This is a genomic window from Enterococcus sp. DIV0970a, from assembly GCF_051711265.1.
Lineage (GTDB): Bacteria > Bacillota > Bacilli > Lactobacillales > Enterococcaceae > Enterococcus_D > Enterococcus_D casseliflavus.
This window is the reverse complement of the sequence record NZ_JBIOMF010000001.1, coordinates 2832217-2856424: the sequence shown is the minus strand read 5'-3', so window position 1 is coordinate 2856424 and position 24208 is coordinate 2832217. Positions and strand designations below refer to the sequence as shown.

General features: G+C 37.7%; 36 protein-coding genes. 28 read left to right on the top strand and 8 right to left on the bottom strand.

Translation table 11 applies throughout. The features are described from left to right. Positions 1 to 514: 514 nt before the first annotated feature. Complete coding sequence (locus IGK14_RS13820; RefSeq protein WP_060791466.1) at positions 515 to 2122, top strand: CTP synthase; 1608 nt, start codon at positions 515 to 517, stop codon at positions 2120 to 2122. A 263-nt stretch (positions 2123 to 2385) separates the two neighbouring features. Here IGK14_RS13820 and IGK14_RS13815 read toward each other — a convergent pair whose 3' ends face one another. Then, positions 2386 to 2841, bottom strand: coding sequence for a YehR family lipoprotein (locus tag IGK14_RS13815; RefSeq protein ID WP_005233973.1), 456 nt, complete (start codon positions 2839 to 2841; stop codon positions 2386 to 2388). Between the two features lie 368 nt (positions 2842 to 3209). Between IGK14_RS13815 and IGK14_RS13810 the strand changes: the two genes are divergently transcribed. From IGK14_RS13810 to IGK14_RS13795, 4 genes are all read left to right on the top strand, one after another. Further along, complete coding sequence (locus IGK14_RS13810; RefSeq protein ID WP_005228297.1) at positions 3210 to 4079, top strand: class II fructose-bisphosphate aldolase; 870 nt, start codon at positions 3210 to 3212, stop codon at positions 4077 to 4079. Between the two features lie 173 nt (positions 4080 to 4252). Continuing rightward, positions 4253 to 5512: a UDP-N-acetylglucosamine 1-carboxyvinyltransferase gene (locus IGK14_RS13805; protein WP_005228299.1), complete on the top strand. Its 1260-nt coding sequence runs from the start codon at positions 4253 to 4255 to the stop codon at positions 5510 to 5512. A gap of 2 nt (positions 5513 to 5514) precedes the next feature. Continuing rightward, a complete protein-coding gene (gene rho / locus IGK14_RS13800) occupies positions 5515 to 6810 on the top strand; it encodes a transcription termination factor Rho (protein WP_005228301.1) in 1296 nt (431 codons plus the stop codon). Positions 6811 to 6909: 99 nt separating this feature from the next. Beyond that, complete coding sequence (locus IGK14_RS13795) at positions 6910 to 7173, top strand: type B 50S ribosomal protein L31 (protein ID WP_008380527.1); 264 nt, start codon at positions 6910 to 6912, stop codon at positions 7171 to 7173. A 72-nt stretch (positions 7174 to 7245) separates the two neighbouring features. On the opposite strand, the gene IGK14_RS13790 is transcribed toward IGK14_RS13795, so the two are convergent. From IGK14_RS13790 to IGK14_RS13770, 5 genes are all read right to left on the bottom strand, one after another. Beyond that, positions 7246 to 8445 (bottom strand): tyrosine-type recombinase/integrase, encoded by a 1200-nt coding sequence (locus IGK14_RS13790; RefSeq protein WP_438712488.1) that lies wholly within the window; start codon positions 8443 to 8445, stop codon positions 7246 to 7248. A gap of 143 nt (positions 8446 to 8588) precedes the next feature. Beyond that, positions 8589 to 8969, bottom strand: a complete 381-nt coding sequence (locus tag IGK14_RS13785) for a PH domain-containing protein (RefSeq protein WP_087627993.1) — start codon at positions 8967 to 8969, stop codon at positions 8589 to 8591. 17 nt (positions 8970 to 8986) lie between these two features. Next, positions 8987 to 9874 carry a hypothetical protein gene (locus tag IGK14_RS13780; RefSeq protein WP_438712487.1) on the bottom strand — a complete coding sequence of 296 codons (888 nt, stop codon included), beginning with the start codon at positions 9872 to 9874 and terminating at the stop codon, positions 8987 to 8989. A 90-nt stretch (positions 9875 to 9964) separates the two neighbouring features. After that, on the bottom strand, positions 9965 to 10441 hold the full coding sequence (locus tag IGK14_RS13775; RefSeq protein ID WP_195960753.1) for an ImmA/IrrE family metallo-endopeptidase: 477 nt from the start codon (positions 10439 to 10441) through the stop codon (positions 9965 to 9967). Positions 10442 to 10449: 8 nt separating this feature from the next. Further along, positions 10450 to 10869, bottom strand: coding sequence for a helix-turn-helix domain-containing protein (locus IGK14_RS13770; RefSeq protein WP_438712484.1), 420 nt, complete (start codon positions 10867 to 10869; stop codon positions 10450 to 10452). 164 nt (positions 10870 to 11033) lie between these two features. Between IGK14_RS13770 and IGK14_RS13765 the strand changes: the two genes are divergently transcribed. From IGK14_RS13765 to IGK14_RS13755, 3 genes are all read left to right on the top strand, one after another. After that, positions 11034 to 11276 carry a helix-turn-helix domain-containing protein gene (locus IGK14_RS13765; protein ID WP_231472537.1) on the top strand — a complete coding sequence of 81 codons (243 nt, stop codon included), beginning with the start codon at positions 11034 to 11036 and terminating at the stop codon, positions 11274 to 11276. A gap of 25 nt (positions 11277 to 11301) precedes the next feature. Further along, positions 11302 to 11580, top strand: a complete 279-nt coding sequence (locus tag IGK14_RS13760) for a helix-turn-helix domain-containing protein (protein ID WP_087627989.1) — start codon at positions 11302 to 11304, stop codon at positions 11578 to 11580. Positions 11581 to 11813: 233 nt separating this feature from the next. Then, positions 11814 to 11999 (top strand): hypothetical protein, encoded by a 186-nt coding sequence (locus IGK14_RS13755; RefSeq protein WP_271802171.1) that lies wholly within the window; start codon positions 11814 to 11816, stop codon positions 11997 to 11999. On the opposite strand, the gene IGK14_RS13750 is transcribed toward IGK14_RS13755, so the two are convergent. Next, positions 11982 to 12335: a hypothetical protein gene (locus IGK14_RS13750; RefSeq protein ID WP_200126861.1), complete on the bottom strand. Its 354-nt coding sequence runs from the start codon at positions 12333 to 12335 to the stop codon at positions 11982 to 11984. The two genes, IGK14_RS13755 and IGK14_RS13750, sit on opposite strands and share 18 nt — an antisense overlap. 75 nt (positions 12336 to 12410) lie before the next feature. On the opposite strand from IGK14_RS13750, the gene IGK14_RS13745 reads away from it, so the two are divergent. The 9 genes from IGK14_RS13745 to IGK14_RS13705 all read left to right on the top strand — a co-directional run bounded on the left by IGK14_RS13745 (position 12411) and on the right by IGK14_RS13705 (position 16164). Further along, positions 12411 to 12548, top strand: a complete 138-nt coding sequence (locus IGK14_RS13745; protein WP_170927549.1) for a hypothetical protein — start codon at positions 12411 to 12413, stop codon at positions 12546 to 12548. Between the two features lie 4 nt (positions 12549 to 12552). Then, positions 12553 to 12747 carry a hypothetical protein gene (locus tag IGK14_RS13740; RefSeq protein ID WP_438712482.1) on the top strand — a complete coding sequence of 65 codons (195 nt, stop codon included), beginning with the start codon at positions 12553 to 12555 and terminating at the stop codon, positions 12745 to 12747. 468 nt (positions 12748 to 13215) lie between these two features. Beyond that, on the top strand, positions 13216 to 14040 hold the full coding sequence (locus tag IGK14_RS13735; protein WP_438712480.1) for a rolling circle replication-associated protein: 825 nt from the start codon (positions 13216 to 13218) through the stop codon (positions 14038 to 14040). Positions 14041 to 14054: 14 nt separating this feature from the next. Beyond that, positions 14055 to 14462, top strand: coding sequence for a hypothetical protein (locus IGK14_RS13730; RefSeq protein WP_438712478.1), 408 nt, complete (start codon positions 14055 to 14057; stop codon positions 14460 to 14462). Then, positions 14437 to 14937: a Holliday junction resolvase RecU gene (locus IGK14_RS13725; protein ID WP_438712476.1), complete on the top strand. Its 501-nt coding sequence runs from the start codon at positions 14437 to 14439 to the stop codon at positions 14935 to 14937. Before IGK14_RS13730 ends, IGK14_RS13725 begins: the two co-directional genes overlap by 26 nt. Before the next feature lie 4 nt (positions 14938 to 14941). Beyond that, a complete protein-coding gene (locus IGK14_RS13720; RefSeq protein WP_179190931.1) occupies positions 14942 to 15244 on the top strand; it encodes a hypothetical protein in 303 nt (100 codons plus the stop codon). After that, positions 15204 to 15584: a hypothetical protein gene (locus tag IGK14_RS13715; RefSeq protein WP_438712473.1), complete on the top strand. Its 381-nt coding sequence runs from the start codon at positions 15204 to 15206 to the stop codon at positions 15582 to 15584. The genes IGK14_RS13720 and IGK14_RS13715 overlap by 41 nt, the downstream gene beginning before the upstream one ends. A 23-nt stretch (positions 15585 to 15607) precedes the next feature. Further along, positions 15608 to 15907, top strand: a complete 300-nt coding sequence (locus tag IGK14_RS13710; protein ID WP_438712471.1) for a MazG-like family protein — start codon at positions 15608 to 15610, stop codon at positions 15905 to 15907. Positions 15908 to 15948: 41 nt separating this feature from the next. Then, positions 15949 to 16164 (top strand): hypothetical protein, encoded by a 216-nt coding sequence (locus IGK14_RS13705; protein WP_034878341.1) that lies wholly within the window; start codon positions 15949 to 15951, stop codon positions 16162 to 16164. Positions 16165 to 16526: 362 nt separating this feature from the next. Here IGK14_RS13705 and IGK14_RS13700 read toward each other — a convergent pair whose 3' ends face one another. Beyond that, positions 16527 to 17273 carry a hypothetical protein gene (locus IGK14_RS13700; protein WP_413118586.1) on the bottom strand — a complete coding sequence of 249 codons (747 nt, stop codon included), beginning with the start codon at positions 17271 to 17273 and terminating at the stop codon, positions 16527 to 16529. 765 nt (positions 17274 to 18038) lie between these two features. Between IGK14_RS13700 and IGK14_RS13695 the strand changes: the two genes are divergently transcribed. The 11 genes from IGK14_RS13695 to IGK14_RS13645 all read left to right on the top strand — a co-directional run bounded on the left by IGK14_RS13695 (position 18039) and on the right by IGK14_RS13645 (position 24181). Then, complete coding sequence (locus IGK14_RS13695) at positions 18039 to 18416, top strand: YopX family protein (RefSeq protein ID WP_010748236.1); 378 nt, start codon at positions 18039 to 18041, stop codon at positions 18414 to 18416. Continuing rightward, complete coding sequence (locus IGK14_RS13690; protein WP_438712469.1) at positions 18406 to 18606, top strand: hypothetical protein; 201 nt, start codon at positions 18406 to 18408, stop codon at positions 18604 to 18606. The genes IGK14_RS13695 and IGK14_RS13690 overlap by 11 nt, the downstream gene beginning before the upstream one ends. A 3-nt stretch (positions 18607 to 18609) precedes the next feature. Beyond that, positions 18610 to 18747: a hypothetical protein gene (locus IGK14_RS13685; RefSeq protein ID WP_438712467.1), complete on the top strand. Its 138-nt coding sequence runs from the start codon at positions 18610 to 18612 to the stop codon at positions 18745 to 18747. Positions 18748 to 18928: 181 nt separating this feature from the next. Continuing rightward, entirely contained in the window at positions 18929 to 19399 is a 471-nt protein-coding gene (locus IGK14_RS13680; protein WP_231435122.1) for a hypothetical protein, read from the top strand. A 287-nt stretch (positions 19400 to 19686) separates the two neighbouring features. Beyond that, a complete protein-coding gene (locus IGK14_RS13675) occupies positions 19687 to 20358 on the top strand; it encodes a hypothetical protein (protein WP_438712466.1) in 672 nt (223 codons plus the stop codon). A gap of 74 nt (positions 20359 to 20432) precedes the next feature. Continuing rightward, on the top strand, positions 20433 to 20762 hold the full coding sequence (locus tag IGK14_RS13670; RefSeq protein WP_438712465.1) for a hypothetical protein: 330 nt from the start codon (positions 20433 to 20435) through the stop codon (positions 20760 to 20762). Next, positions 20759 to 21079, top strand: a complete 321-nt coding sequence (locus IGK14_RS13665; RefSeq protein ID WP_438712463.1) for an HNH endonuclease — start codon at positions 20759 to 20761, stop codon at positions 21077 to 21079. The genes IGK14_RS13670 and IGK14_RS13665 overlap by 4 nt, the downstream gene beginning before the upstream one ends. After that, positions 21030 to 21794, top strand: coding sequence for a hypothetical protein (locus tag IGK14_RS13660; RefSeq protein WP_438712462.1), 765 nt, complete (start codon positions 21030 to 21032; stop codon positions 21792 to 21794). Before IGK14_RS13665 ends, IGK14_RS13660 begins: the two co-directional genes overlap by 50 nt. Further along, positions 21791 to 22012: a hypothetical protein gene (locus IGK14_RS13655; RefSeq protein WP_438712460.1), complete on the top strand. Its 222-nt coding sequence runs from the start codon at positions 21791 to 21793 to the stop codon at positions 22010 to 22012. The genes IGK14_RS13660 and IGK14_RS13655 overlap by 4 nt, the downstream gene beginning before the upstream one ends. A 178-nt stretch (positions 22013 to 22190) precedes the next feature. Then, positions 22191 to 22502, top strand: coding sequence for a P27 family phage terminase small subunit (locus tag IGK14_RS13650; protein ID WP_147735977.1), 312 nt, complete (start codon positions 22191 to 22193; stop codon positions 22500 to 22502). Further along, positions 22499 to 24181: a terminase TerL endonuclease subunit gene (locus IGK14_RS13645; protein ID WP_438712458.1), complete on the top strand. Its 1683-nt coding sequence runs from the start codon at positions 22499 to 22501 to the stop codon at positions 24179 to 24181. The genes IGK14_RS13650 and IGK14_RS13645 overlap by 4 nt, the downstream gene beginning before the upstream one ends. Positions 24182 to 24208: the final 27 nt, after the last annotated feature.

The window sequence follows — 24208 nt, the reverse complement described above, 5'->3', positions numbered from 1 at the left end:
CTGCGATTGATCCTCAGAGCTCCCTTTCAACCGCATCACTAGCGTAGAAGGCAGGAATCGAACCTGCACCTCGTCTTTGCCAAAAATAACCAGAAATACGTTCCGATCATTTTTACCAAAACGAGTAAAGCGCCAGACTTCATCTACACTTTGTATTATGCCAAAGAGAGTTCAACGATTTCGTAAGAAGCAATGAAAAATTTGCAAAAAGTTGTGCAGAAAACATGAAGGTTGTTTAAGAAAGAATAACCATAGAATTTAGTCGAGAAAAAGAAGGAACCAGCTGTATCAATAAGTAAAGCGGTTTGTCTGGAAACTTCGTTTTTTTCTGAAAAAATCAAATAAAGTTTTCTTGACATTTGCTAGGTGAGAATGTATCATTCTGTTTGGGCACTCTTTACAAGAGTCAGAAAGTGATTTAGAATTTTCGCTCCCTATTCATTTATGGATAGGGAGCTTTTATTATTTTCTAAATGCTTTTCCTGTAAAATAGATTAAAGGAGTTTTTCAGTTTATGACAAAATATATTTTTGTAACCGGCGGTGTGGTTTCTTCTATTGGTAAAGGGATCGTAGCAGCATCATTAGGACGTCTGTTGAAAAATCGCGGCTTGAAAGTAACGATTCAAAAATTCGATCCGTACATCAACGTCGATCCAGGAACGATGAGCCCATACCAACATGGTGAAGTATTCGTAACCGATGATGGAGCAGAGACCGACTTAGACTTAGGTCACTATGAACGCTTTATCGATATCAATTTGAACAAATACTCAAATGTAACAACTGGAAAAATCTATTCAGAAGTTTTGCGGAAAGAGCGTAAAGGAGAATACTTAGGCGCGACTGTTCAAGTGATCCCGCATATCACCAACGAGATCAAAGAAAAAATCATGCGGGCAGCCAAAATGACTGATTCAGATGTGATCATTACAGAAGTCGGCGGTACAGTAGGGGATATTGAATCATTACCATTTCTAGAAGCTTTGCGTCAAATGAAGGCAGACGTAGGTTCAGACAATGTGATGTACATCCATACGACGCTGATTCCTTATTTGAAAGCAGCAGGCGAAATGAAAACCAAACCGACACAACATAGTGTGAAGGAACTGCGCGGCTTAGGGATTCAACCAAATATCTTGGTCGTTCGGACAGAACAACCCGTAGGACAATCAACGAAAAACAAATTGGCACAATTCTGTGACGTGGCACCAGAAGCCGTGATCGAATCTCGTGACGTTGAGACCCTTTATTCGATCCCATTGGCACTGCAAGCGCAAGGCATGGATCAAATCGTGTGTGATCATTTGAAACTGACTGCACCAGCTGCTGACATGACCGAGTGGCAAGCATTGGAAGAAAAGGTACTGAATTTGAAGAAAAAAGTACGCATCGCATTAGTCGGAAAATACGTGGAATTGCCAGATGCTTATCTATCAGTTGTCGAAGCTTTGAAACATTCTGGTTTTGCCTTTGATGCTGACATCGAGATCGATTGGATCAAAGCCCAAGAAATCACACGAGAAAACGTGGATTCTTACTTAGGTGAAGTAGACGGTATTCTCGTTCCTGGTGGATTCGGTGATCGCGGGATTGAAGGAAAAATCGAAGCGATCCGATATGCTCGGGAAAACGATGTGCCATTCTTAGGGATTTGTCTAGGGATGCAAATGGCTTGTGTGGAATATGCCCGCAATGTCGTTGGCTTGGAAAATGCCAATTCCGCAGAAACCGATCCTGAAACAGCCAACAACATCATTGATTTGATGGCTGACCAAGAAAACATCGAAAACTTAGGTGGGACATTGCGCTTAGGCTTGTACCCATGTAAAGTGAAAAAAGGCACCAAAACAGCTGCAGCTTATGACGGAGAAGAAGTTGTTCAAGAACGTCACCGTCATCGTTATGAATTCAACAACAAATACCGTGAAATCTTTGAAGCAAACGGGATGGTTTTCTCAGGTGTATCACCAGACAATCGTTTGGTTGAGATCGTTGAGATCCCAGAAAACAAATTCTTCGTGGGTTGCCAATTCCACCCAGAATTGATTTCTCGTCCAACTCGCCCACAACGCTTGATCAAAGCCTTTGTTGGAGCTTCATTGGATAACCGCCAACCATAATAATCGCTAGCGGCAAACCAAGCAATGAATGTGCGAAACTCCTCATCTCAAGATGGGGAGTTTTTTTGAGTTGCGCCATCCCAGTAGTCCGTAAAAGGTTGAAACTTGCATGAGCGTTGGTAGAAGGTATCCATTTCTGCACACAAAAAACTTCCGTCAAAACGACCGGAAGTTTTTGGCTGATGCATTATTTTTTTCGCTAGCAGTTTGAATGAAATCCGCCAGCGGGAAACCCATGTTGATTTGCTGGTGCCTAGAGAGGATTATTCTTTTAGCTTATACCCTTGATCTAAGAGCATTTCCTCTGTACGTTCCATGCTGATCCCATTTTCGGTGTTTCCTTCGAAACTAACCCCAGGCAATTGTTTCGCTGAATCATAATCCAACTCATCATAATTGATGGTCAATGATTCAGTCGCTTCACTATCTGTATAGTCGAGGGAATAGTCCAACCCTTTGACTTGCTGATACTGTTCTGCAATCGGATCAAGCACGGTTTGTGCTTCTTCTTTAGTCGTTACCCCGATCGCTGAATAAGGCATGACATTGTTCGCAGTCTGAGTTTTTACTTTATCGCCTTCATAAGTGAAGACCAGTTCCATCGAAACCCCATTTTGATCCATTGTGAATGTTTTGGTTTCTTCCTTGGCCCCCGAGCTACAGCTTGCCAAGAAAAGAACTCCGATGACTGCCAAAAATCCAATAAGCGCTTTTTTCATTTTATCCCTCCTTTTTTACATAATAATATAGCCGCTTTCACAAGGCTATTCTTATGCTCAAAAGAGAAGAAGAAAGGATTTGCTGGAAGATTATGATAAAATAACGAAAAAATATGTGAAATTTTTCTCGAATTTTCACATGCCGATTTGTTATCTAACGACCACAGACAGAAGAGCAAAACCTTACAGAATCCTAGACTTTCAGAAAAGATGATGAAAATGCTGGATTTTTATATTTGTGCAATCTTTTTTTGAAAAGAGAAATTCCTCTTTTTAGTAGCAAATACCGCAAATCTTTGCTAAAATAGCATTGTCGGTTAAGCATTGCTTAACAAATAAAGTTTTTCAAAACTTAGGAGGAATTTTTTATGCCAGTAGTATCAGGAGCTGAATTCTTAAAAGCTGCTCGTCAAGGCGGATATGCAGTCGGCGGATTCAACACAAACAACTTAGAATGGACACAAGCGATTTTAAAAGCTGCTGAAGCGAAAAAAGCGCCAGTTCTAATCCAAACTTCAATGGGTGCTGCCAAATATATGGGCGGATACAAAGTTGCTAAAGACATCGTTACAAACTTGGTTGATTCAATGAACATCACTGTTCCAGTTGCAATCCACTTAGACCACGGTGATTATGATGCAGCAATGGAATGTATCGAAGTTGGTTACACTTCTGTTATGTTTGATGGCTCTCACTTACCATTTGAAGAAAACTTGAAATTGGCTAAAGAAGTTGTCGAAAAAGCACACGCAAAAGGCGTTTCTGTTGAGTGTGAAGTTGGTTCAATCGGCGGAGAAGAAGATGGAATCATCGGTTCTGGCGAATTAGCTGACATCGAAGAATGTAAACAAATGGTTGCAACTGGTATTGATTACCTAGCTTGCGGAATTGGTAACATTCACGGTCAATACCCTGAAAACTGGAAAGGCCTTGCTTTTGACCACTTACAAGCAATCGCTGATGCAGTAGGTTCTGATGTACCATTAGTATTACACGGTGGTTCTGGTATTCCTCAAGACCAAATCGAAAAAGCAATCTCAATGGGTGTTTCTAAAGTAAACGTAAATACTGAATTCCAATTATCATTTGCTAAAGCAACTCGTGAATACATCGAAGCTGGCAAAGATAAAGAAGGTAAAGGATTCGACCCTCGTAAATTATTAGCACCAGGTGTTGCTGCAATCGTTAAAGATGCAGAAGAACACATCGACTGGTTCGGTTCAGCTGGTAAAGCTTAATCTTAATCAAAGATCAAAACTCTTAGAATCACCGATTCTAAGAGTTTTTTTGCTTTCCAAGAAAATATTCTTGATGCGGGGATCAAAAATATCCTGCATCTTTTTTCTTTGAGTGATCTGTGCTAAAATTGGAATGATACACATAAATTAAAAAAGAGTATAGGTGGAATTCCATGAAAAAAATTGTCATCAACGGCAATCGTCCCTTAAAAGGTGAAGTCACCATTAGCGGCGCAAAAAACAGTGCTGTCGCATTGATCCCGGCAGCGATCTTAGCTGATTCACCGGTCATTTTAGAAGGAGTGCCTGACATTCAAGATGTGCACTCATTAATTGAGATTATCGAAATCATGGGTGTGAAGACCCATTTTGAAAACAATACGCTAGAGATCGATCCGACAAACATCGTTTCGATCCCGATGCCTAACGGAAAAATCAATAGTCTACGAGCTTCTTACTATTTCATGGGGGCATTGTTGGCGAAGTTTGGTGAAGGCGTCGTTGGATTGCCTGGCGGCTGCTTCTTAGGTCCGCGACCAATCGATTTGCATATCAAAGGCTTCGAAGCACTTGGCGCAAAAGTCACCAACGAACATGGTGCTATGTATTTGCGTACCGAAGAAGAAGGCTTGACTGGCGAACGGATCTTCCTAGATATGGTCTCCATCGGAGCAACCATCAATGTGATGCTGGCAGCAGTAAAAGCCAAAGGCAAAACGATCATTGAAAATGCCGCACGAGAACCTGAGATCATTGATGTTGCGACCCTTTTAAATAATATGGGGGCGAAAATCAGAGGTGCAGGTACCAATGAAATTCGTATCGAAGGCGTGGAAGAATTGCACGGTTGTCGCCATTCCATCATTCCAGACCGGATCGAAGCAGGAACCTACCTTTCTTTAGCCGCAGCAGCGGGGGAAGGCATTACTGTCAAAAATGTGATTTATGAGCATTTAGAAAGCTACATTGCGAAATTGGAAGAAATTGGCGTACGAATGGATATCAGCGAAGATGAAATCTATGTGCATCCCTCAAAAGACTTGAAACCAGCGACTGTGAAAACCTATCCTTATCCAGGATTTGCCACAGACCTGCAACAGCCGATCACACCATTATTGCTAAAAGCAAACGGAACATCGGAGATCATGGACACGATTTACGCCAAACGGGTCAACCATATTCCTGAATTAGCACGAATGGGCGCACAAGCAACGACAGAAGGCAACATGATTTTTGTTAGCGGACCGAGCCAATTGCACGGAGCAGAAGTTGTCGCTTCTGATTTACGAGCAGGAGCTTGCCTTGTCATTGCCGGATTGATGGCGACTGGCACGACCAGCGTCTTTAATGTCGAGTATATTTTGCGCGGCTATGATCATATCATCGAAAAACTAACGGCTCTTGGAGCTGATATTCAAATGATAGAGGAGTAATTATGAGCGATTATCTTACGATGGCAGAGTTGGAAAACAAAACCTTAAAAGAGATCTACACCTTTGCCAAAGAGTTTCGAATTCCTTATTACAGCCAGATGAATAAAAAAGAATTGTCATTGGCTGTGATACGGGCGCAGGCGGAAAAACAAGGCTTCTTTTATATGGAAGGAATCTTGGATATCGTAGGCCAAGAAGGCTACGGTTTTTTACGCCCAATCAACTACGGACCGAGTGCAGAAGATATCTATATTTCTTCATCACAGATTCGTCGGTTTAGTTTGCGTAATGGTGATAAAGTCGCCGGTAAGGCGCGCCCGCCCAAGGAATCTGAGCGCTATTATGGATTGATGCACGTTGAGTCTGTTAATGGCAAAGATCCAGAAGATGCCAAAGAGCGTCCGCATTTTCCAGCGCTGACGCCGCTTTATCCGAATCGTCATTTAAAATTAGAAACAACGTCAGGACGCCTTTCTACGCGGATGATCGACATGCTGTCGCCAGTGGGTTTTGGACAACGGGGACTGATCGTTGCTCCGCCTAAAGCTGGGAAAACCAGTATCTTGAAAGAAATTGCCAATGGGATCACTGACAACTATCCTGAGGTGGAATTGATCGTTCTTTTGATCGACGAGCGCCCAGAAGAAGTGACTGATCTGGAACGCAGTGTCAAAGGAGATGTTGTTTCTTCAACCTTTGACCTGCAGCCTAGCAACCATACCCGTGTTTCTGAATTGGTACTAGAACGGGCGATGCGTTTGGTAGAAGACAAGCGTGATGTCGTGATTCTGATGGATAGTATCACTCGTTTGGCAAGAGCCTACAACTTAGTGGTACCTCCAAGCGGACGTACACTAAGCGGCGGGATCGATCCAGCTGCTTTGTACAAACCAAAGAAATTTTTTGGTGCTGCCCGTAATATTGAAGAAGGCGGCAGTTTGACGATTCTTGCCACCGCACTGGTGGATACCGGCAGCCGCATGGATGATGTCATCTATGAAGAGTTTAAAGGAACCGGCAATATGGAGCTGCAGCTTTCTCGCAGCTTAGCAGAACGTCGGATCTTCCCAGCGATCGACATCAAGAAATCTGGTACCCGTAAAGAGGAATTGCTGATGAGCAGCGAGCAATTGGAAGAAACCTGGCGCTTACGCAACAACATGTTGGGGGATTCCTTGGAGTTCACAGAACAATTCATTCAATTCTTGCGTAAAACAAAGAACAATGAAGAGTTTTTAGCGGCTTTTCATGATGTCCATTTCGGAGACAAACGGCAAAAAAGAAATATAAAAAGATAATTGCATCTAAAAACCAAACATGGTAAGATAGTCATGTTGTAAAATCGACAAATCAACTCTGGTGAAGCAAATGAGCCAGGGCAAAGGAGAGAAGAAGAAATGAAACAAGATATCCATCCAGATTATCATCCAGTTGTATTCATGGACTCAACTACTGGTTTCAAATTCTTATCAGGTTCTACAAAGAATTCTCAAGAAACTGTTGAGTGGGAAGACGGCAACACGTATCCATTGATCCGTGTCGAAGTAACTTCTGATTCACATCCATTCTACACTGGACGTCAAAAATTCACACAAGCAGACGGACGTGTGGACCGTTTCAACAAAAAATACGGTCTCAAAGACAACAACGCTGCAGAATAAGACAAACATTGTCCAAGGGCTGTTTTATCAGCTTTCTAGAGGTTTTCCTATTTATAGGGAAACCTCTTTTTTTTACATTTGACTACCCCATTGACTACCCCTAGTATTTTTATCTGGATCTGGGCTGCCGTTTGCCATGAAGTTTGCAAAGTCATGAGCAGTTTTTTCTTTTCTTTGTTCAGTTACGTGAGCATATATGTTCATAGTAGTTTTAATATCAGTATGGCCCATTCGTTCCTGCACGTCTTTTATTGAAACACCTGCTTCAAATAGTAAACTACAATGAGTATGTCTAAATCCGTGGACAGTCATTTTAGGCAAATTATTTTCTTTCAGGATTTTCGAAAGATTATGGTTCAGGTAATCTAGATAAAGCGGTTTGTTTTCAGTAGAAGGGAATAGCAATTGCTCTTGAGATAATGAGTTTATGCCAAACTGAAAAAGAAATTTTTGTTGGTGTAATTTCCATTTTTTTATCAGACCCAGCGTTTCATCATCCAAAGAGATAGTACGAATACTTTTTCTTGTCTTCGGCGGCTGAAAAACTAACTCCCAATTCTGAATAGTTGCTAGAGTTTGTTTGACGGTAAGAGTTTTTTTATCGAAATCAATATCTTTCCAACGTAATGCATGCAATTCTCCTTTGCGAAGACCCGTATACCCAAGAATTCGAAACATCACAAATAATTGTTCTGAATAATTTTCTTTTACCACCGACAAAAAAGTAAGCAACTGTTCACGATCATAGAAAGGAGCGATGTAGTCCTCTTCATCTACTTTTTGCAGTTTCTTAGGTCGAATTACACCATCCATTGGATTATTATTGAGTAACCGGATATTGATAGCATAATTGAATACTGATGTCGTGATACCGATTAAGTTGGAGTATTTTTTATAGTAACTAAACCAATGGTTTACTTGTTTTTGACAAAATTGAATAGTAATCTTACTCATTCGAATATGACCAAATAAAGGGAGAATGTGTTTGTCTATCGCAACTTTTTGAATAGTGTAAGTACTAGCTTTGACTGTGTTTCTGTATTGTTCTAACCAAATATTGCATACTTCTTCAAATGTTTTTGTTGTTTCAGTGATGAAATCAGGTTCTTTTGATTCTAGTTGTAAACGAGCAAGTGCAAGCTTTGCCTCTTGCTGTGTTTTAAACCCTCGTTTCGTTGTTCGTTTCTTTTTACCAGAAATAGGGTCAACGCCTAAGTATATCTGAAACATATAGGCGGTAGATCCATCTTTCTTCTTATACTTTTTTATCATTATTTATCGTCCTTTCTTGCCCGCCAGCATGTAGAACGAGGTGGCATCACTCCTTTCAATTTGGTATAATTATGTACAACAAATAAACATCAGTTTTTTGTTAGCACGCTCCTTGTCTGCCAAGAAAGAGGGGCGTGTTTGTTTTATTTCAGTATAGCAGTGGCTAGCGCTTGCTGAATTTGAGTAATACTTTTATCTTTTTTGAACTGGAGGCTTTGAGCAGGCTCAACAGCACCTGAAATCCAAATCTTCAATTCTGCATCTAAATCAAAATGCCCAGCTGTTTCTACGCTAAACCTTGAGATACTTTTATAAGGAAATGTTTTGTAATCTACTTTTTTTCCTGTTATACCTTGTTTATCTACTACAATTAGGCGATAGTCGGTAAACACAATCAAGTCCCTAACTAATTTGAAAGCTAAATCAATATTTTCATTAGGCATAAGAACAGCTGACAACTCTTTTTTTACCTCTTCATGTTTTATGTCGGTTGCATTGCCAAGTATACCATCAAATAATCCCATTTCATTTTCTCCTTTATTTAGTTAATCATTTCAAAAGAATCCACCACTACAGCAGGAACTGTAATTTCTCCACCTAAAGCAGAAGTATAAGTATATTCTCCAAAAGATACTCCACGAATAGTAATATAGTCATCTTCTAAAAGTCGATTATTCGAAAGCTGATCTTCGGAAATTTCAATTAAAATTACTTGATCATAGTTATCATCTATAGCAAATCTGAATTGTGATTGATCATCACCTTTAATAACTTGAATAATCCTTCCAGAAAACTTAACTTTTTCTGCTAAATATGTGTCTGGATTACGAGCGAGATTTTCAAACGTAACACCAGTATCGTAACTAGCTTTTTCTTCTTCAGCAGCTTTTTTTGCAGCTTCTTCAGCTTCTTTTTTCTTTTTCTCAGCGGCTTCTTTTTCAGCTTGTTCTTTTGCAGCTGCTTCTTCAGCAGCTTTTTTCTCAGCTTCAGCTTTTTGTTTTTCTTGCTCTTTTCGTTTCGCTTCAACTTCATCAGCTGCCTTTTGAAGCTCAGCTTTAGATTTTATGGATACCTTTTCATTTGTGGTGCCATCTGTTAATTCAAAATCCTGAGTTTCTGTTTCAGGTAAGGGAACAGTGATGCTAAAGCTTCCATCTTCACTAGGTGTTATTTCTTTTACTAGTTCGCCACTTGTTGTAATTGTAACAGTCTTTTGTGGATCTGCTTTTCCAGCTAAATGAAAATTGTTGTTTTCTAAATAATAAGCAGGACGTGATACATAGAGTGCTATTGATTCTGTCGTACTTTCAGAAGTGCTGTTTTCAGAACTTTTGATTGTGCTACTATTTTCTGTTGTAGTTTTTGCATTTGAAGTACATGCGCCCAAAAACATTGTAGAAAGTAATAACCCTATTACTACTTTTTTCATTTCTTTTCCTCATTTCTTTGATATAATAATTTTGTAATGTCTCAGAAATGAGCTAGCCTATTAGAAGTAGCCGCTTCTATAGGCTCTTTTTTATCCAAATACTTTTAGAGATTCAACAAAGATAAATTCATTGTCAAATGTAAACTTAAAGTTACGATGGTAATGATATTTTCCATACTTATTGAAGTAATGAATGAGAGTATCTTCAAAGAATTCTGGTGTTACATTTAGGTGTTCACTGCATTCATAAATATTATTACAACCATTTAAAGCACAATCTAAAAGATCGTCTAAAGTTATTAATAGTTCAATTCCATATCTTCTAGCCTTCCATTCTTCCTTCCAAGCATCAGGATCTTTATAATTAAGAATATTTCCAATGGATCTTTTATGATGCCCGAATTCTTCAGCCAAGACAACTTTCTTTTTTCTATTTGATTTAGTTTTGTCTAAGTAGATACGGTTATTTCTATAAAGACCAGTATATCCAGTATCCTCTTCTAATGTTAACTCGATAACTGGTACTTCTGTATTAACTTTATCTAAAAGGTTTTCAAAATCATTCATAAACAACCCTACTTACCATCAAAACTTTTATCAGCCTCATCAAGATATCTATTAAGATCCTCAAATTCTTTTTTAGTTATTTTTTTATTAGGATCATCCGAATGAGCGGCTATAGTAAAAATCTCCTTATTCTGTTCGTTAAGTTTAAACTTGGCAAAGTTATAAACCTCATCTTGCTTTTGAATATCTAATTGGTTATATATGTTCAATAATTTATCTTGAGGTTTTTCTGTCCATCCCATTAAATATCCGGGAGTTGTATCTAGAGAGATCGCTAACTTTTCAAGTACTTCGGTAGGAAGTTTCTCTATTTCCCCTTTTTCATAACGGAAGATGGTAGATCTTGAAACACCTAATTTAGATGCCAAGTAATCAGCATTATATCCTAGTTCCTTCCTTCTCTGCTTTATTCTTTCTCCCACTTCCATTTGAATACCTCCATAAGTTTTCTTTAAATAAATATTATCAGATGTGTTGCAAAAATGCAACTGATTAATCGCATAAATGCAACAAATGTGTTGACAAATATTTTTGTCGCTTGTATTATAAAAGTGTGAGTTGCATTAATGCGACAAAAATAGGAGGTGAAAACATGCCAGTTGATGTTGAAAGATTGGATGAAATTATCGAACAAAGGAACACAAAGCAAAGAGTAGCCGAGTTAATTGGTGTAAATAGAAGTACTTTCTATAGAAAATTAAAAGGCGAGGGAAAAGGTTTTTCTGTAGAAGAAGCTCAGAAGATCACAGCAGTTGTTCCATTATCTGGAGAAGAAGCAGTTCAAATTTTTTTTGGTAACAAAGTCGCAAAAACGCTACAAAAAGAACATAATTAATCTAATATAAAGTGAGGTGATTAATTTGGCAATCATTTCAGCACCAATAGAAATACCAGAATCATTTGGGGAAGAATTAGCAGCAGTTATTGCTGCTAAGGTTCTTCAAAAGGTAGGAGAATCGATCAAAGCTGAAGACCTTCCACCATATCCAACGAAGAAGCAGGTGAAACAAATTCTCCGGATTGGTGAAGAACGGATTAACGAATGGATCATTGAGGGATTACCACAAATACCTTTTGGTAAGGAAACCAGATTTGACCGTGAGGACATAAAAAGATTCCTAAACAATAAAAAAATCTAATGCCCGCCAGCATGTAGAAATAGGAGGAATCAAATGAAATACACATTACCCCAAGAACTACTGATACATGATCTTGTCAAAGAAAAAATAAGAATCTTGCACGATTAACTTAATGATAGGAAAAGACCGCTAACCGAGACACAACGAGATTTATCGATTCGTGAACTGCGGAGTTATCAGGAGTTAATTTATCAGAATCAGATAAATAGAACGATGGAAGTGAGGTGAGGAAGGTGGATAACTATTTGGAACGTATAACTATCGCTTTAGAAAGTACAGCAAAAAGCCTCAGTATTTTGGCAGAAGATACCAAGGCTAATAAAGATTTAAAAATAGAGGTATTGGAAAATCTTGAAGGTATGGAAAAAACAATTAGTGAATTGCAAGAGAATCCATTTAGTTTAAATAAAGGGAATTAAACTCTTGATTTTGATTGCGTAATCCAGAATTAAATCAACTCTATCTTTAAATTTAGTTTCCATAATGGCTATGGATTCAGTGCGCAAAGTAATTCTTACTATCGTGTCTCCTGCAGGAACACCAGTAATTAATTCATGCTTTCTTAATTCAAAACACGTTGATTTTACATCTTCCCTTGGCCATTCGGGCATAATATCTCGATGTAAATCATCTAGATTGCCAAAGTATATTGCATCTTTTTTTAAAGAACCAGCTTTGCGTTTCTCAACATATGATTTGTACATTGAGGTCAGCAAAAACTTGGCATCATTTGTAAGCAAATCTAAAGTTCCCATTTAAATTCCCCCTTAACAATAATTCAGCCGACCACTGACTGATAAGGAGATTATACCAAAGAAAGGAAAGTTTATATGAATAAAAAATGGTTAGCAACACTCCACAACAATCCATTGTATAAAGCACGTCAATTACAAGGGATTGCTTATGCCAGCTTATTGTTAAACGGTATTTTGTTAGCTATTTGTTTCCTATTAATGATTGGAGGGTAACTAGATGTTTAAAGAGAGAGAAATTATTTTCACAACTAATCGAATGTATGTTAAGCCATACACTCAAAAAATTAAGTCGATTATCTGGAATAAGTTTGAATCGACATGTGAAGTAGAGGATCGTTCATTTGATAGCGATGAGACACCAACAATTGCTTTATATTTCGTTGTTTCAGATGACCAGTTTCAAAAGTTATAAATGGCCATCCCAAATTTGCTACCGGATCTGGTTAAAAAGGGCGGAATCCAGTATGAGTGAAAGCTGCAGGTGATGTAAATGTTGTCGAAGGCGATCGAGTATTTGGAAAAAATGCCTGCAATTGTGATGCAGGTTCGTATGAGAAAACGTGGCGAGAATTATGTATACAGTATTGAAGCGAAAACTGAACGAGGTAGAGTAGAAACATTTCAGTTGCGTGGAAGGACATTGTATCACCATATTTTTCATCTGGGAAAACCAACCGAAGAAAAGGTTCTTTTCCAGTTTTCAGAACAATAAAAAAAGCCGCCAAAATTGGCGACTTCTGAGAATGGTATTTCTTATCTCCGACAAGATAAGTATACCATCCTCAGACTATTTTTGCAAAAAACGCTGCTATTTCGGCGTTTTATCGTCCTTGTATTAGATACTAACTTAACGGACGTAGAAAATTCTGGGGTGTTTGTCATGAAGAAATCATTTGTTAGAGAACGCAGAGTGGAAGCAGGACCTTATAAAGAAATCCGACTTTACAGTAGGACGATCGAGCAGGAACGAAAATGCAGAGAACCCAGAGGTAGGAGGAAAAAAGTAACTGGTTTATCTCAAGCAAGATGGAATCAAGCCCAAAGTAAAAGAAAGGCTGCATTGTTTCTATATGCAAACTTTGGAGAGAAAGATTACTATGCTACGTTCACTTATTCCGATCAGTTTCTACCTGAAAAGCCTGCTGATGCAAAGCGTGATCAAGAAAACACTTTGAAAAAACTAAAAAGACTCTATGAGAAAGAAGGGTTCGAACTCAAGTACATGTGGTTTACCTCTTATCAATACGATGAGGAAGTAGGCTATATCACTCGAATCCATCACCACATTGTTTTAAACAATGGACCATCAAGGGATGCAATCGAGAGCGTTTGGTCTAAAGGGCGAGGAAAGAAGAAGCAGCCTCTTGGTAGAAGGCAAGTGCAAAACATTCAATACGATTCAGATGGGATGCAAGGCTTGGTTAATTATTTAACTGGTCAAGAGAAATGGGAAAATCGCCAGTGGAAGAAAGGTAAAAAGCGATGGTCCAAGAGTCGAAACCTGAAAGAACCACATGAAACCACCAATGATGATTATTGGTCATTTAGAAAACTAGATAAATTAGGTATGTCCAACGATGATGGAGCAGAGGAGATTCTTAAGAGGTTTCCTCAATACCGGATTTTAGGAGATATATTGAAAATCTACGATGAGGATCGTGGATGGTATTTCAAAATCGAACTGTTCAGAAATGATGATGGATAGAGAAAGAGGTAGAAATGGAAAATAAACAGACGTATCTGGTCGCCTGCTTTGATAAATCAGATTGTATCGACATGATGCAGGAAGTCTTTTTGATGTTAAACATTGATGATCAAAACAAAGGGAAATTTTCTCCATGTATTAAAACATTGGAAATCAAATCAGAAGAAAAGGAAATCCGGTTTCTTCAAAATCAGCAAATTTGCGATGCTGCATCAAACAAATTAAATGATCATTCAGCATATGCAGGAATAGTTAAGAGTGATTGCTATTCACAATTCGTATGCTTTGAAGATAAAGCACACTATGAGCGCATTTACCGAAGAACATTAGATACATTTGGGCAAAACGATAAAAAAGGATTTATTACTGAACTAATGAAGAAAGTAGGTAGAAACGATGTCTTCAAGAAATTACCAAAATAGAGTCAACAATGATTTGGGCGATATCTTTGAAAAAATGATTGATCAAGGATGTTGGTACTACAGAACAAAAGAAATTGCTTTAATTGAAAAAACGCCTGAACCGTTTCGTGTGAAGCAGATACTCGGCGATGGCAGAATGATCGTTTATCCAATCGGGAAAGCTCAACCAGATTACAAAGGAACTCTATGGGATGGACGTGCCATTGTTTTTGAAGCAAAGATGACCACAACGGATCGACTAAAAAAATCAGTGATCACACAAAATCAGGCGGCCTTGTTGGATCTCCATCAAAAATTAGGAGCGATGGCAGGTGTTTGCTGCATGATCAAAAAGATCGTTGGGTTTATCCCATGGAGTGATTGGCAGAACATGAAAGCAAAATATGGACGACAGTACATTCTTGAAGAAGAGTTGGAAGAATATCAGGTTGCTACGCCGGGCTACATCGATTTTCTGAATAAAACGAATTGGTGATCCTATGGATGAAAGAATAACCAGTTTCAAAGTAGCACGTGTCGAATTCACCATGTTTTGCGAGATACGAGGATGGACGGTTGAGTATTTTTCTAACAATCCCAAGAATTACCGTCAATACTATGCAAGATGTTACGTTCCGGAGAAGGCAGATACCTATCATTTTATTATTACACTTGCAGGGAAGTACTATCGCCTTCTCGGAAATAAGAAGTGGGAACCTTATGAATATGTGTATAAGCCAGCAGATGCAGGAGGTGATCAACATGAAACAGAACCAACAGGCGATGAAGCAGAAAGAACATGAAAAAAAGAAGCGTCACAGAGAACGTGCTTTAAAACTACAACGATTACTTTATCTATCTAACCTTGATGATCGAGAGATTGATCCATTAATTGAGGACGAGCGAGAAGCATTACGTGTTGAACTCTGGAGAGGGGAGCAATCCCATTTGCGAATTGTAGAGGTTCTTTACAAAGGCGAAGTGATTTTCACAGGTACTCGGAAAGATGTATGTCGGAAGTGTAAAAAAGCAAATCGAACGATGAGTGATTTATTACGTTATGGTCATGAAGATAAACAAGGAAGGACTTACCGCTATAAGGATTGGAGTGGAACCATTGACGAGGTGGTTGATTACGATTAATCAAAATAATTGGAGGGAAATTCATGAATGAGTTAGTTGAATTAGTAGAACGATGGTCTAAAGAAAAAGGATTGGATAAAGCAGATTCTAGCAAACAAATGTTGAAAGTTGTCGAAGAAACTGGTGAAGTTGCAGCTGCATTAGCAAGAAACGATCAAGATGCATTACGTGATGGTATTGGCGATGTAGTAGTAACCCTGATCATCTTGGCAATGCAAAATGATATGGATTTATACGAGTGCTTGAATTTTGCTTATGACGAAATCAAAGGACGGACTGGAAAGATGGTCAATGGTGTTTTCGTTAAGTCCAGTGACCTGTAACAATTCCAGAATCGGAAGAAATAACGGAAATGGAGGACTATATGAAAACATTTAATATCAGCTGGGAGAGAAAGCAGCAAGTATCTATAGATATCGAAGCTGAAACTATCGAAGAAGCTTACGATAAATGGAATAACGGTGATTATGAAGGTAAAGCTGATGTGGATGATGAGGATATACTATCTAATTATGTTGACATAGATGGAGATTCTTATTATTTAGATCACTTTGAAAAAGCCAGATTTGGGAGTCAGTAATCCACCAAGATTGATAAAGCTTGGGCAGACAATTATCCAAAAAAAAATTGACCTATGCTAGGAGTGTAAGAGACGTAAAAAATATACCAAAGGCGTAGTAGTCCATCACGTAGTAGAAGCATGGGAAAACATTACGCTTTCTAGCAGAGATTAACTTAGAGCTAATGTTCAATGGGTGTCACAAGAAGAACATCCAGAACTCAGTCGTGCTAAGACAAAAATGAGCCCAAAGTAAATATAGTTGAATTCTATGCAAAGATCAAAGAAGATTACCAAATCAACCGCAGCCCTCTTACTTCGGAAAGTTTTTTTAAGGGCTAAAGAAGAACGGTACAGTCTTTCCTTCGTAAAAACACCGCTTTTCAATTTTTTTTAAAAGCTTCTAGGTGATTCTTATCATCGGTTTGAATAATGAAATCTATAGAATTATCGATACGATCTTCTGCGCTTGTTTTTAAATAGGGAACATGAAGATCCATCCTTTCCTGATAAGTGTTTTTTTGTTTAATTGAGTAGCGACTACAAAAAATTGAAATTAAATAATAAATGGGATGGAAAAAATTTAGGTTAACTTGAGCCTTTTTAAACTTATCTAAATTATGATCATTTTCAATCAGCATATACCTGCTATTTCCAAAATCCGAGAAAATAAAAACAGTAGCAAAGTTATCGTCTACAATTAGATTCTTAAATGATAAGTACCTTTTTAATATAGAGAAATTAAAAGTTTTACTTCTGTTTTTTAGTTCATTGATTAATATAGGGACGCGAACAATAGCATTGCTTTTAACATCAATATAGTATAGCGGCTGAGAGGAATACACTTGATTTTCTTTAAAATCAATTATGTATACGAATCCCCAGTTTGCAGGTAGATTGCCTACATTCTGAATCAAATATGAAAATACTCCAATAAATGTATCTTCTGTAATATCTTTATATTCCTTTCTTTTCCATTTGGAAAATTCAAATGGAACGTTACTTGTAAATACGTGTTTGTGCCAAAAAATTGATAAGTTAGGATTCGATCTGTTATCTCTTTTTATCATCATGTAAAAGGTAAATATAGATATTAATAGTGGTAAAAAATTGATAATAGTTTCTAACATAATTCCACTCCTTTAACTGTTTACTACAAATATAACAAAATTATTTAAGGGAAGAAAGGTAATAAAATACCACAATCAGCGAAAATAGTAAAACTTCAGTTGTTAGACGTTAATTCGACGAAATCGGAAATCAATCTTTATTTCATTTCTTCTCAAAGAACTCATAGATTAGTATGAAAACAAAGTAGCCTAAAAAAGAGCCGGAAAAATAGCAGCAAAATTCAATAGTGTAGAACTTCTGAATGAAAATTCAGGAAACGTAATAGCGAAAATAAACATTATTATAAAACAAGTTAAAGATATATAGAAACTTTTTTAGAAATTTCATTGTAATGCTCCTGTATAAAGAATATATCACCCTATTTTTATAAAGTGAATTTGAAATAAGTAGGAATTTCATCAAACGACGAAATAAAAGAATAAAAAAAAGCCAAATTTATTGGCTTTATAAACTATTCCAAAATCCTTTAGCAAATCCAGTGAAAAATTCAATAATTACTGGTATAGAAATAGAGATGCTTAAGATAATGAAAGAAATTTTCTGAACGGTATTTAGTTTATCAAAGAAATTATTTTTTTGAAACAAAAGTATTAGTAAACTTACCAATCCGATTATGCTGAGTATATCTAAAAAAATTGCCATTTAATCACCTCAAAATAAAGGATAGCATATTCAAGTCTTAAACTAAATATTTATTGCGAAGAAATTTTGATAAACAAAAATTAATTACGCAATCGTCAGCGATAGCAAACAGGAGGGATAAAATGATACCAAAATTTAGAGCGTGGGAACCAGATACGAAATTTATGAATGATCAAGTCCGAGTGACGAGTAACCGATTCGGCGATGGTGAGGTTTTGGTTGAGGCTACCGATGGTTTTGGTTGGATAGAAGTGAAACCAGAGTATCTCATGCAATCAACAGGCTTGAAAGACAAGAACGGCATGGAGATTTTCGAGGGAGATATAGTAGTAATTAAGTATTCTGAACATGGATATCACTACTATGAAAAAATAGTTTTCGAGAATGGAACTTTCACAGCAGGGGATGAGGATTGGCTATATAACATCAAAGATTATTGCGGTGTATGTGGCAATATCTACGAGAACCCAGAACTATTGGAGCCAGCCAATGAAATTTAATCATTATACAGTACTAGCTATGATATCAATACTGCTGACGATCGCAGGCTTGAGTTGGCTATCCTATACAATAATTGACCAACAAAAGCAGATAGTGAAGCTAGAACAGCAACTGCAGTATGAGCAGATGAAGTACAAGATTATTATTAACGATCCGTTAGTCAGGGATGCGATGGAAGCAGGGGGATAAATGATGGACTTTGCAGTGTTAGTAGTCGTAGCATTTTTTGCCACAGTATTCGCAAGTGTGATTTTCGGTAAAGAATTAGATGAAAAGGAGAAGCAAGCCATTGCCAAAGAAAAAACCGAAAGTAAAAAAGAAGAAGCGTAAGTTACTAGAAAAAGCCAAGGCGAACGGAACCATAAATAAAAAAGTCCTTGGTAAGACCTTGAAGAGTTTGATCATTGATGAAGAACATCAACATGGCTCACATTTTGATAAATAAAAAAGCCACTACCTTTTGGGTAAGTGACCTGTGACAAGACTATTTTACCATAAAGGGGTGGCGTTTGTGAGATTTCAATGGCTTAAAAACTACCAAGACTTAGAAGAACAAATACTCTTCATGAAATGGAATCTTAACAAGAGTAGGTTGGAATTGGATCGATGGGTCAACGGTGATTTAGCAAACGTGCGCCTTGAAAAGAATTCAAGATCATCATCGTTAGAAGAAAACATCAGAATCATAGAGAATGAACTTGCGTTGCTTGAAAAAGAAAAAGTTGAACTGTTGGAATTGATCGATTCCTTCAGTGGGGCAGACGTCCAAATTGTAAAGTTAAAGTATATTGATGACATGGATGTTTATGATATAGCAGATGCTACAGGCTACAGCGTATCTTATATCAGAAAGCGCCATACAGAGATTCGCAAGACATTATCATTCGTGGATGAGTATGAGGCACGGCGAGAGGAACGCTTGAAGAAGCAAGAAGAAATTGATTATTATTCAGCAGACCAAGATCAATTAAGCTTGTTTTGACATTGCCACAAAATGCGACCTCAAAGCCTGTGTATATTTCTTGATTTAAACGGGTTATAGTAATAACGTAGAAGAAACGGAGAGTCGGTTATTGGGCTACTCACACTAATCCAAATACCGAAAGGGGGCTAATCCCTCATCGCTTTACTTCTTTGACGGATACGAAAGACAGCACAATTTTTTGAAAGAGGTGGATCATCTCATTTCAAAATTCGCTAGTGTTGTCTTTTTGTTATTGCTTTCATTTGTTGGAAATTGTATGATTTCCTTGGATGGAGGTGAGAGAAATGGAATGGTGGAACTTATGGGTACCGTTTTTGGGAACTCTAATAACTTTAATTGTCAATGTGATATTAAATAAGAAGCAAGCTAAAGATAATGAAAAGATGAATTTGGCTCAAAAAGAAAACGAAAAAAATATGCTCGTTCAAAAAAATGATTTTGAAAAAATAATGGTTAAGCAAAAAATTGATGCAGATTTAAAAGCTAAAGCAAGGATTGAATGGATTAGTCAAGTTAGAGAACTAGTGTCTACATATATTTCTGAATTATCAAAACTAGAATTGATATTAGAAAAAATGATTAAATCTGCCGCTTTAATGAATGCATCTGATTTAGGTTTGAATCCTCCCGATAATCCGAGTGACCTATCTATTTTTTTTGATGAAAATGTAGTTTTAATTAAACAAAGCAGAATTTCCATAAATGAGTATTCAGAAAAAGTCTTACTGTATTTTAGCGAAAAAGAGGAACATCAAGAAATTGAGGACGCAGTTACGATGATTCCCAAATCACTTGGAAATTTTGAAACACTTGTAGATAACAATTTTCCAGTCCAATTAAAAATCAAAATTTTGCTTGATACTCAGAATGATTTAAAAGGCAATATTGCTGAAATTAGAAGTATATTTCGTAAATATTTAAAAATCGAGTGGGATAAAGCTAAAGAAGGAAAATAAAATACAATCCAATATTATTCACTAAGTCACTCAATGAGAGTGGCTTTTTATTTTGTCCAAAAGGAGTGATAGAAATGAAGAAACCGCAGGACCATAAAAAGAAATCTGTTCCAGAAAAACAAGATGACTTCATCAAGATGCTAACTCAGTTACGAGAAGAGAAGGACATGGATGCTATTGCTGATCTGTTCTGGAAAGTCATCACGGCGTACGGATTGAAGGTAGATGAACTTGCAGCACTGAATTATTACATGATGAAGCGATCACTTGAGGCACCTGTCAACTCAACGTTTATAAAAGAACGTATGAACCTCGATGTTACACAGCTAGGAGTAGATGGAATATTACAAGTGCAAAGAGCCTTGGTAAATGTTTATGTTGAGCAGTTAGCCAAAGAACAATGATACCTGTTGTTAAAACCAAAGCGGATCGAGCTAGGTTTTATGGATCGACTAAGTGGAGAAATCTAAGGCAGGCAATACTTGAAAGGGATCATTATGAATGCCAGTGGTGTAAAGCAGAAGGCAGACTGACTACACAGTATGATTCGATACTGGAAGTCGATCACATCAAAGAGTTACAAACAAATCCAGAGCTTGCGTTTGATCCAGACAATCTAAGAACGTTATGCAAGGACTGCCACAACAAGCGACACGATCGGATGAACTATCGTGGGCAACCAAAGAAAAGAAAGTGGGACGATGAATTTGACATCTTATAACACACTAAAGGAATACGTTGAAGACGGAAGGTACACTATTATTGTCGCTCCAAGAAATAAATCTTTGATGACTAGAATTAAGGAACTATATCCCGAAGCAGTAGTAACAACCTCTAATGCTGATGGTATTGGTGGAAAAAAACTACTGGTTGATAAATTGGCAGCGGATGGATTAGGTCTTAAGTCAGCATTGCTTAAGTACAAAATCGTAGATGTAGTTTACGAAAATTTCACTAAGCAATTCGTTGAAGGCGGCAATGTGACTGTTCACTTTTCTTCGAAGCTACATGAGGGATGGGAGAAGGCGTTTAATCAAATTAAACGAACTACCAGTGAAAGTTTAAGGAGTTCTTTTATTGGATATGCAGCAGGTACTCATGCTCATCCTTACAAAGAACAAGGTGATGAAGAATACATGGATTATTGCAGGCTGTTTTTCGAAGGTGATGTTTGGAAACAAAAGCGACAGGATATCTTGGACTCGAAGAAACCATTAACCAAAGAGGATGTAAGCTTTGATTTAAACGTGAAAGTTCCAAAGCTTTACATTAAAGGCCAAGAGGTTGGGGTTGTATCAATGACGAACCACTATGTAACAAGCCATGCATGGGGGAAGGGAACCAATGTGGCTACATTTATTTATGTGACTAATGATGACCCTAAACAGAAAGTATTATCTATTGATCGAATCACTGGGGAGGTACTGAACCAATGAGCAAAGAAACATCTACAACCAAAGATCAACAAGTAAAATTCTTGAACGAAACACTTAAAAGATTAGATTCATTTAAACGAGCGGTTGCCAGCGGAGAAATAATCATGGAAGATGCAATGTTTCAAGATGAACATAATGCACCAACGATTGATGAAGCTGGCGGTCGGAACATCTATATGCGAATCGATTATCACTTAGGTGAACAAGATGCAGAATGAATGGTGAGAAATCTCTAAATTGGGATAGCTCACCACTTTTATTTTAAAACGTTGATATATAAGACCCCCGGTCGAAATGTTTCGCATCAAATCCCCACTCGAGGGAACCGGTGGGAGGGGTCAACTGTCCAAATTTACGACTAAAATTTCTTTGCTAGGGGGGTGAGAGCCTTTGAAGATGTCAGATTTAAAGAAACAGTTGCTAAGACAGATTGATGTAAACGATCAGATGGAACTTGAAAAAGTTGAGAGATACCTTGATTTAGTTAAGCTTTATCGAAAAATGGATAAAGCTGTTAAGCAATACGGACCAATTGTCGAAGGCTTTAACGGCACTCAAACGTATCTTAAAACTAACCCAGCAATCGCTCAAAAAGTTACGATTTCTCGTGCAATTATTGCCCTTGGTAAAGACCTTAACCTTGATGATTTGAACGGTAAAGTAGTCACTGATAATCAAGATGATTACGATGAGAGTGATCTAACATGATTCATCAAAAACACGTTGATTACTATATCGAGCAATTCAAATCAGGAAAAATAAAGTTTAACAAAGAGCGAGCAAATTTAATTGAGTATTTAGAACGTGATGTTCTTAGTCGAGATGATGTTTACTTCGATGATGTGATGATTGATAAGTGCATTGCTTATGGTGAGAAATGGTATTTCCCAATGCAGCCCTTCCAGAAGTTCTTAATCGCATTTATCTTTTTTTATTTCAAAAAGAATGACCGGAATGTTTACCGTAAGTTTCTTTGGATGTTTGGTCGTGGCGGAGGAAAAAACGGGTTGTTATCTGTGGTCCTAAACTTTCTGCAAACCGAAATGCACGGCATCATGGACTACAACATTTCGATTGTAGCAAATAGTGAGGATCAAGCGAAAACTTCATTCGAAGAGATATACAATACAATCAAGCGGAATAAGACTTTACAAAAGGCTTTCGAATATGGCAAGTCTGTGATCACCAGCAAAAAGACTGGAAGCAAGATAAAATTCCGTACTAGTAATGGCGATACAAAAGATGGATTACGTGATGGAGCAGTAGCTTTTGATGAAATCCATCGATATGAATCGAACAAAGATGTAAAAGTCCATATCAGTGGGCTTGGTAAACGTCCGAACCCGAGAGAGTTTTATGTGGGTACTGACGGTTATGTTCGTGAGGGATTCTTGGACAACATGAAAGAAAAAGCGAAAAGAGTGTTAAGCGGTTCAGTCCGTTTCAATGCTCTTTTTCCCTTCATTTGCAAACTGGACTCAGAAGATCAGGTCAATGATCCTGATAACTGGGAATTAGCCAATCCTATGTTTCATCAGCCACTGTCAGAGTATGCGGACAATCTTTACGAAACTGTTATGGAAGAATACGAGGATTTGGAAGACGATCCAAGCAACCGAGAAGAGTTCATGACAAAACGTATGAATTTACCTGTCACAGACTTAGAACGATCGGTAGCTAGTCGTGAAGAGATTCTGGCAACAAACAGACCATTACCAACAAACCTCATCGGCAAACAAGCCATTGGCGGCTTAGACTATGCCAGTCTGCGTGATTTCGCCGCTTGTGGGCTTTTGTTTCGTGATGAGGATGATTATGTATTCAAGACCCATTCGTTCGTTAGAAAGCAATTTGTGGATATTTACTATGGGTATTCTCGTAAGGCTTCTGAAACTACAAAAGAAAAATTTGCACCGATAAGGGAATGGGAAGAAAAAGGGTTGCTGACGGTCATAGATGGGCCCACAATCGATCCTAAAACAGTTGTCGGATGGTTTGTTGAACAACGTGAGAAATACGGCATAACGAAAATAGTAGCCGATAATTTCCGGATGGATTTATTGCGGCCATTGTTTTTGGAGGAAGGATTTGAAATCGAAGTGATCAGAAATCCAACAGCTGCTGATAATTTACTAGCGCCAAGGATTGAAGATGCATTTGCCAATAATCACATTATCTTTGGTGATAATCCATTGATGCGCTGGTATACGAACAATGTGCTAGTTAAGACTAACGGTGATGGAAATAAATCCTATAAGAAGAAAGAAGAGGTTCGTCGTAAGACAGACGGTTTCAAGGCTTTTGAATACTGCCTATGGCGAGCAGATGAAATCATTGACTACGACTATGATGATGCTTTTGACATGTTGGATGAAATTGAATTCTAAAAAAATGAACAGGAAAAAGTTCTCTAT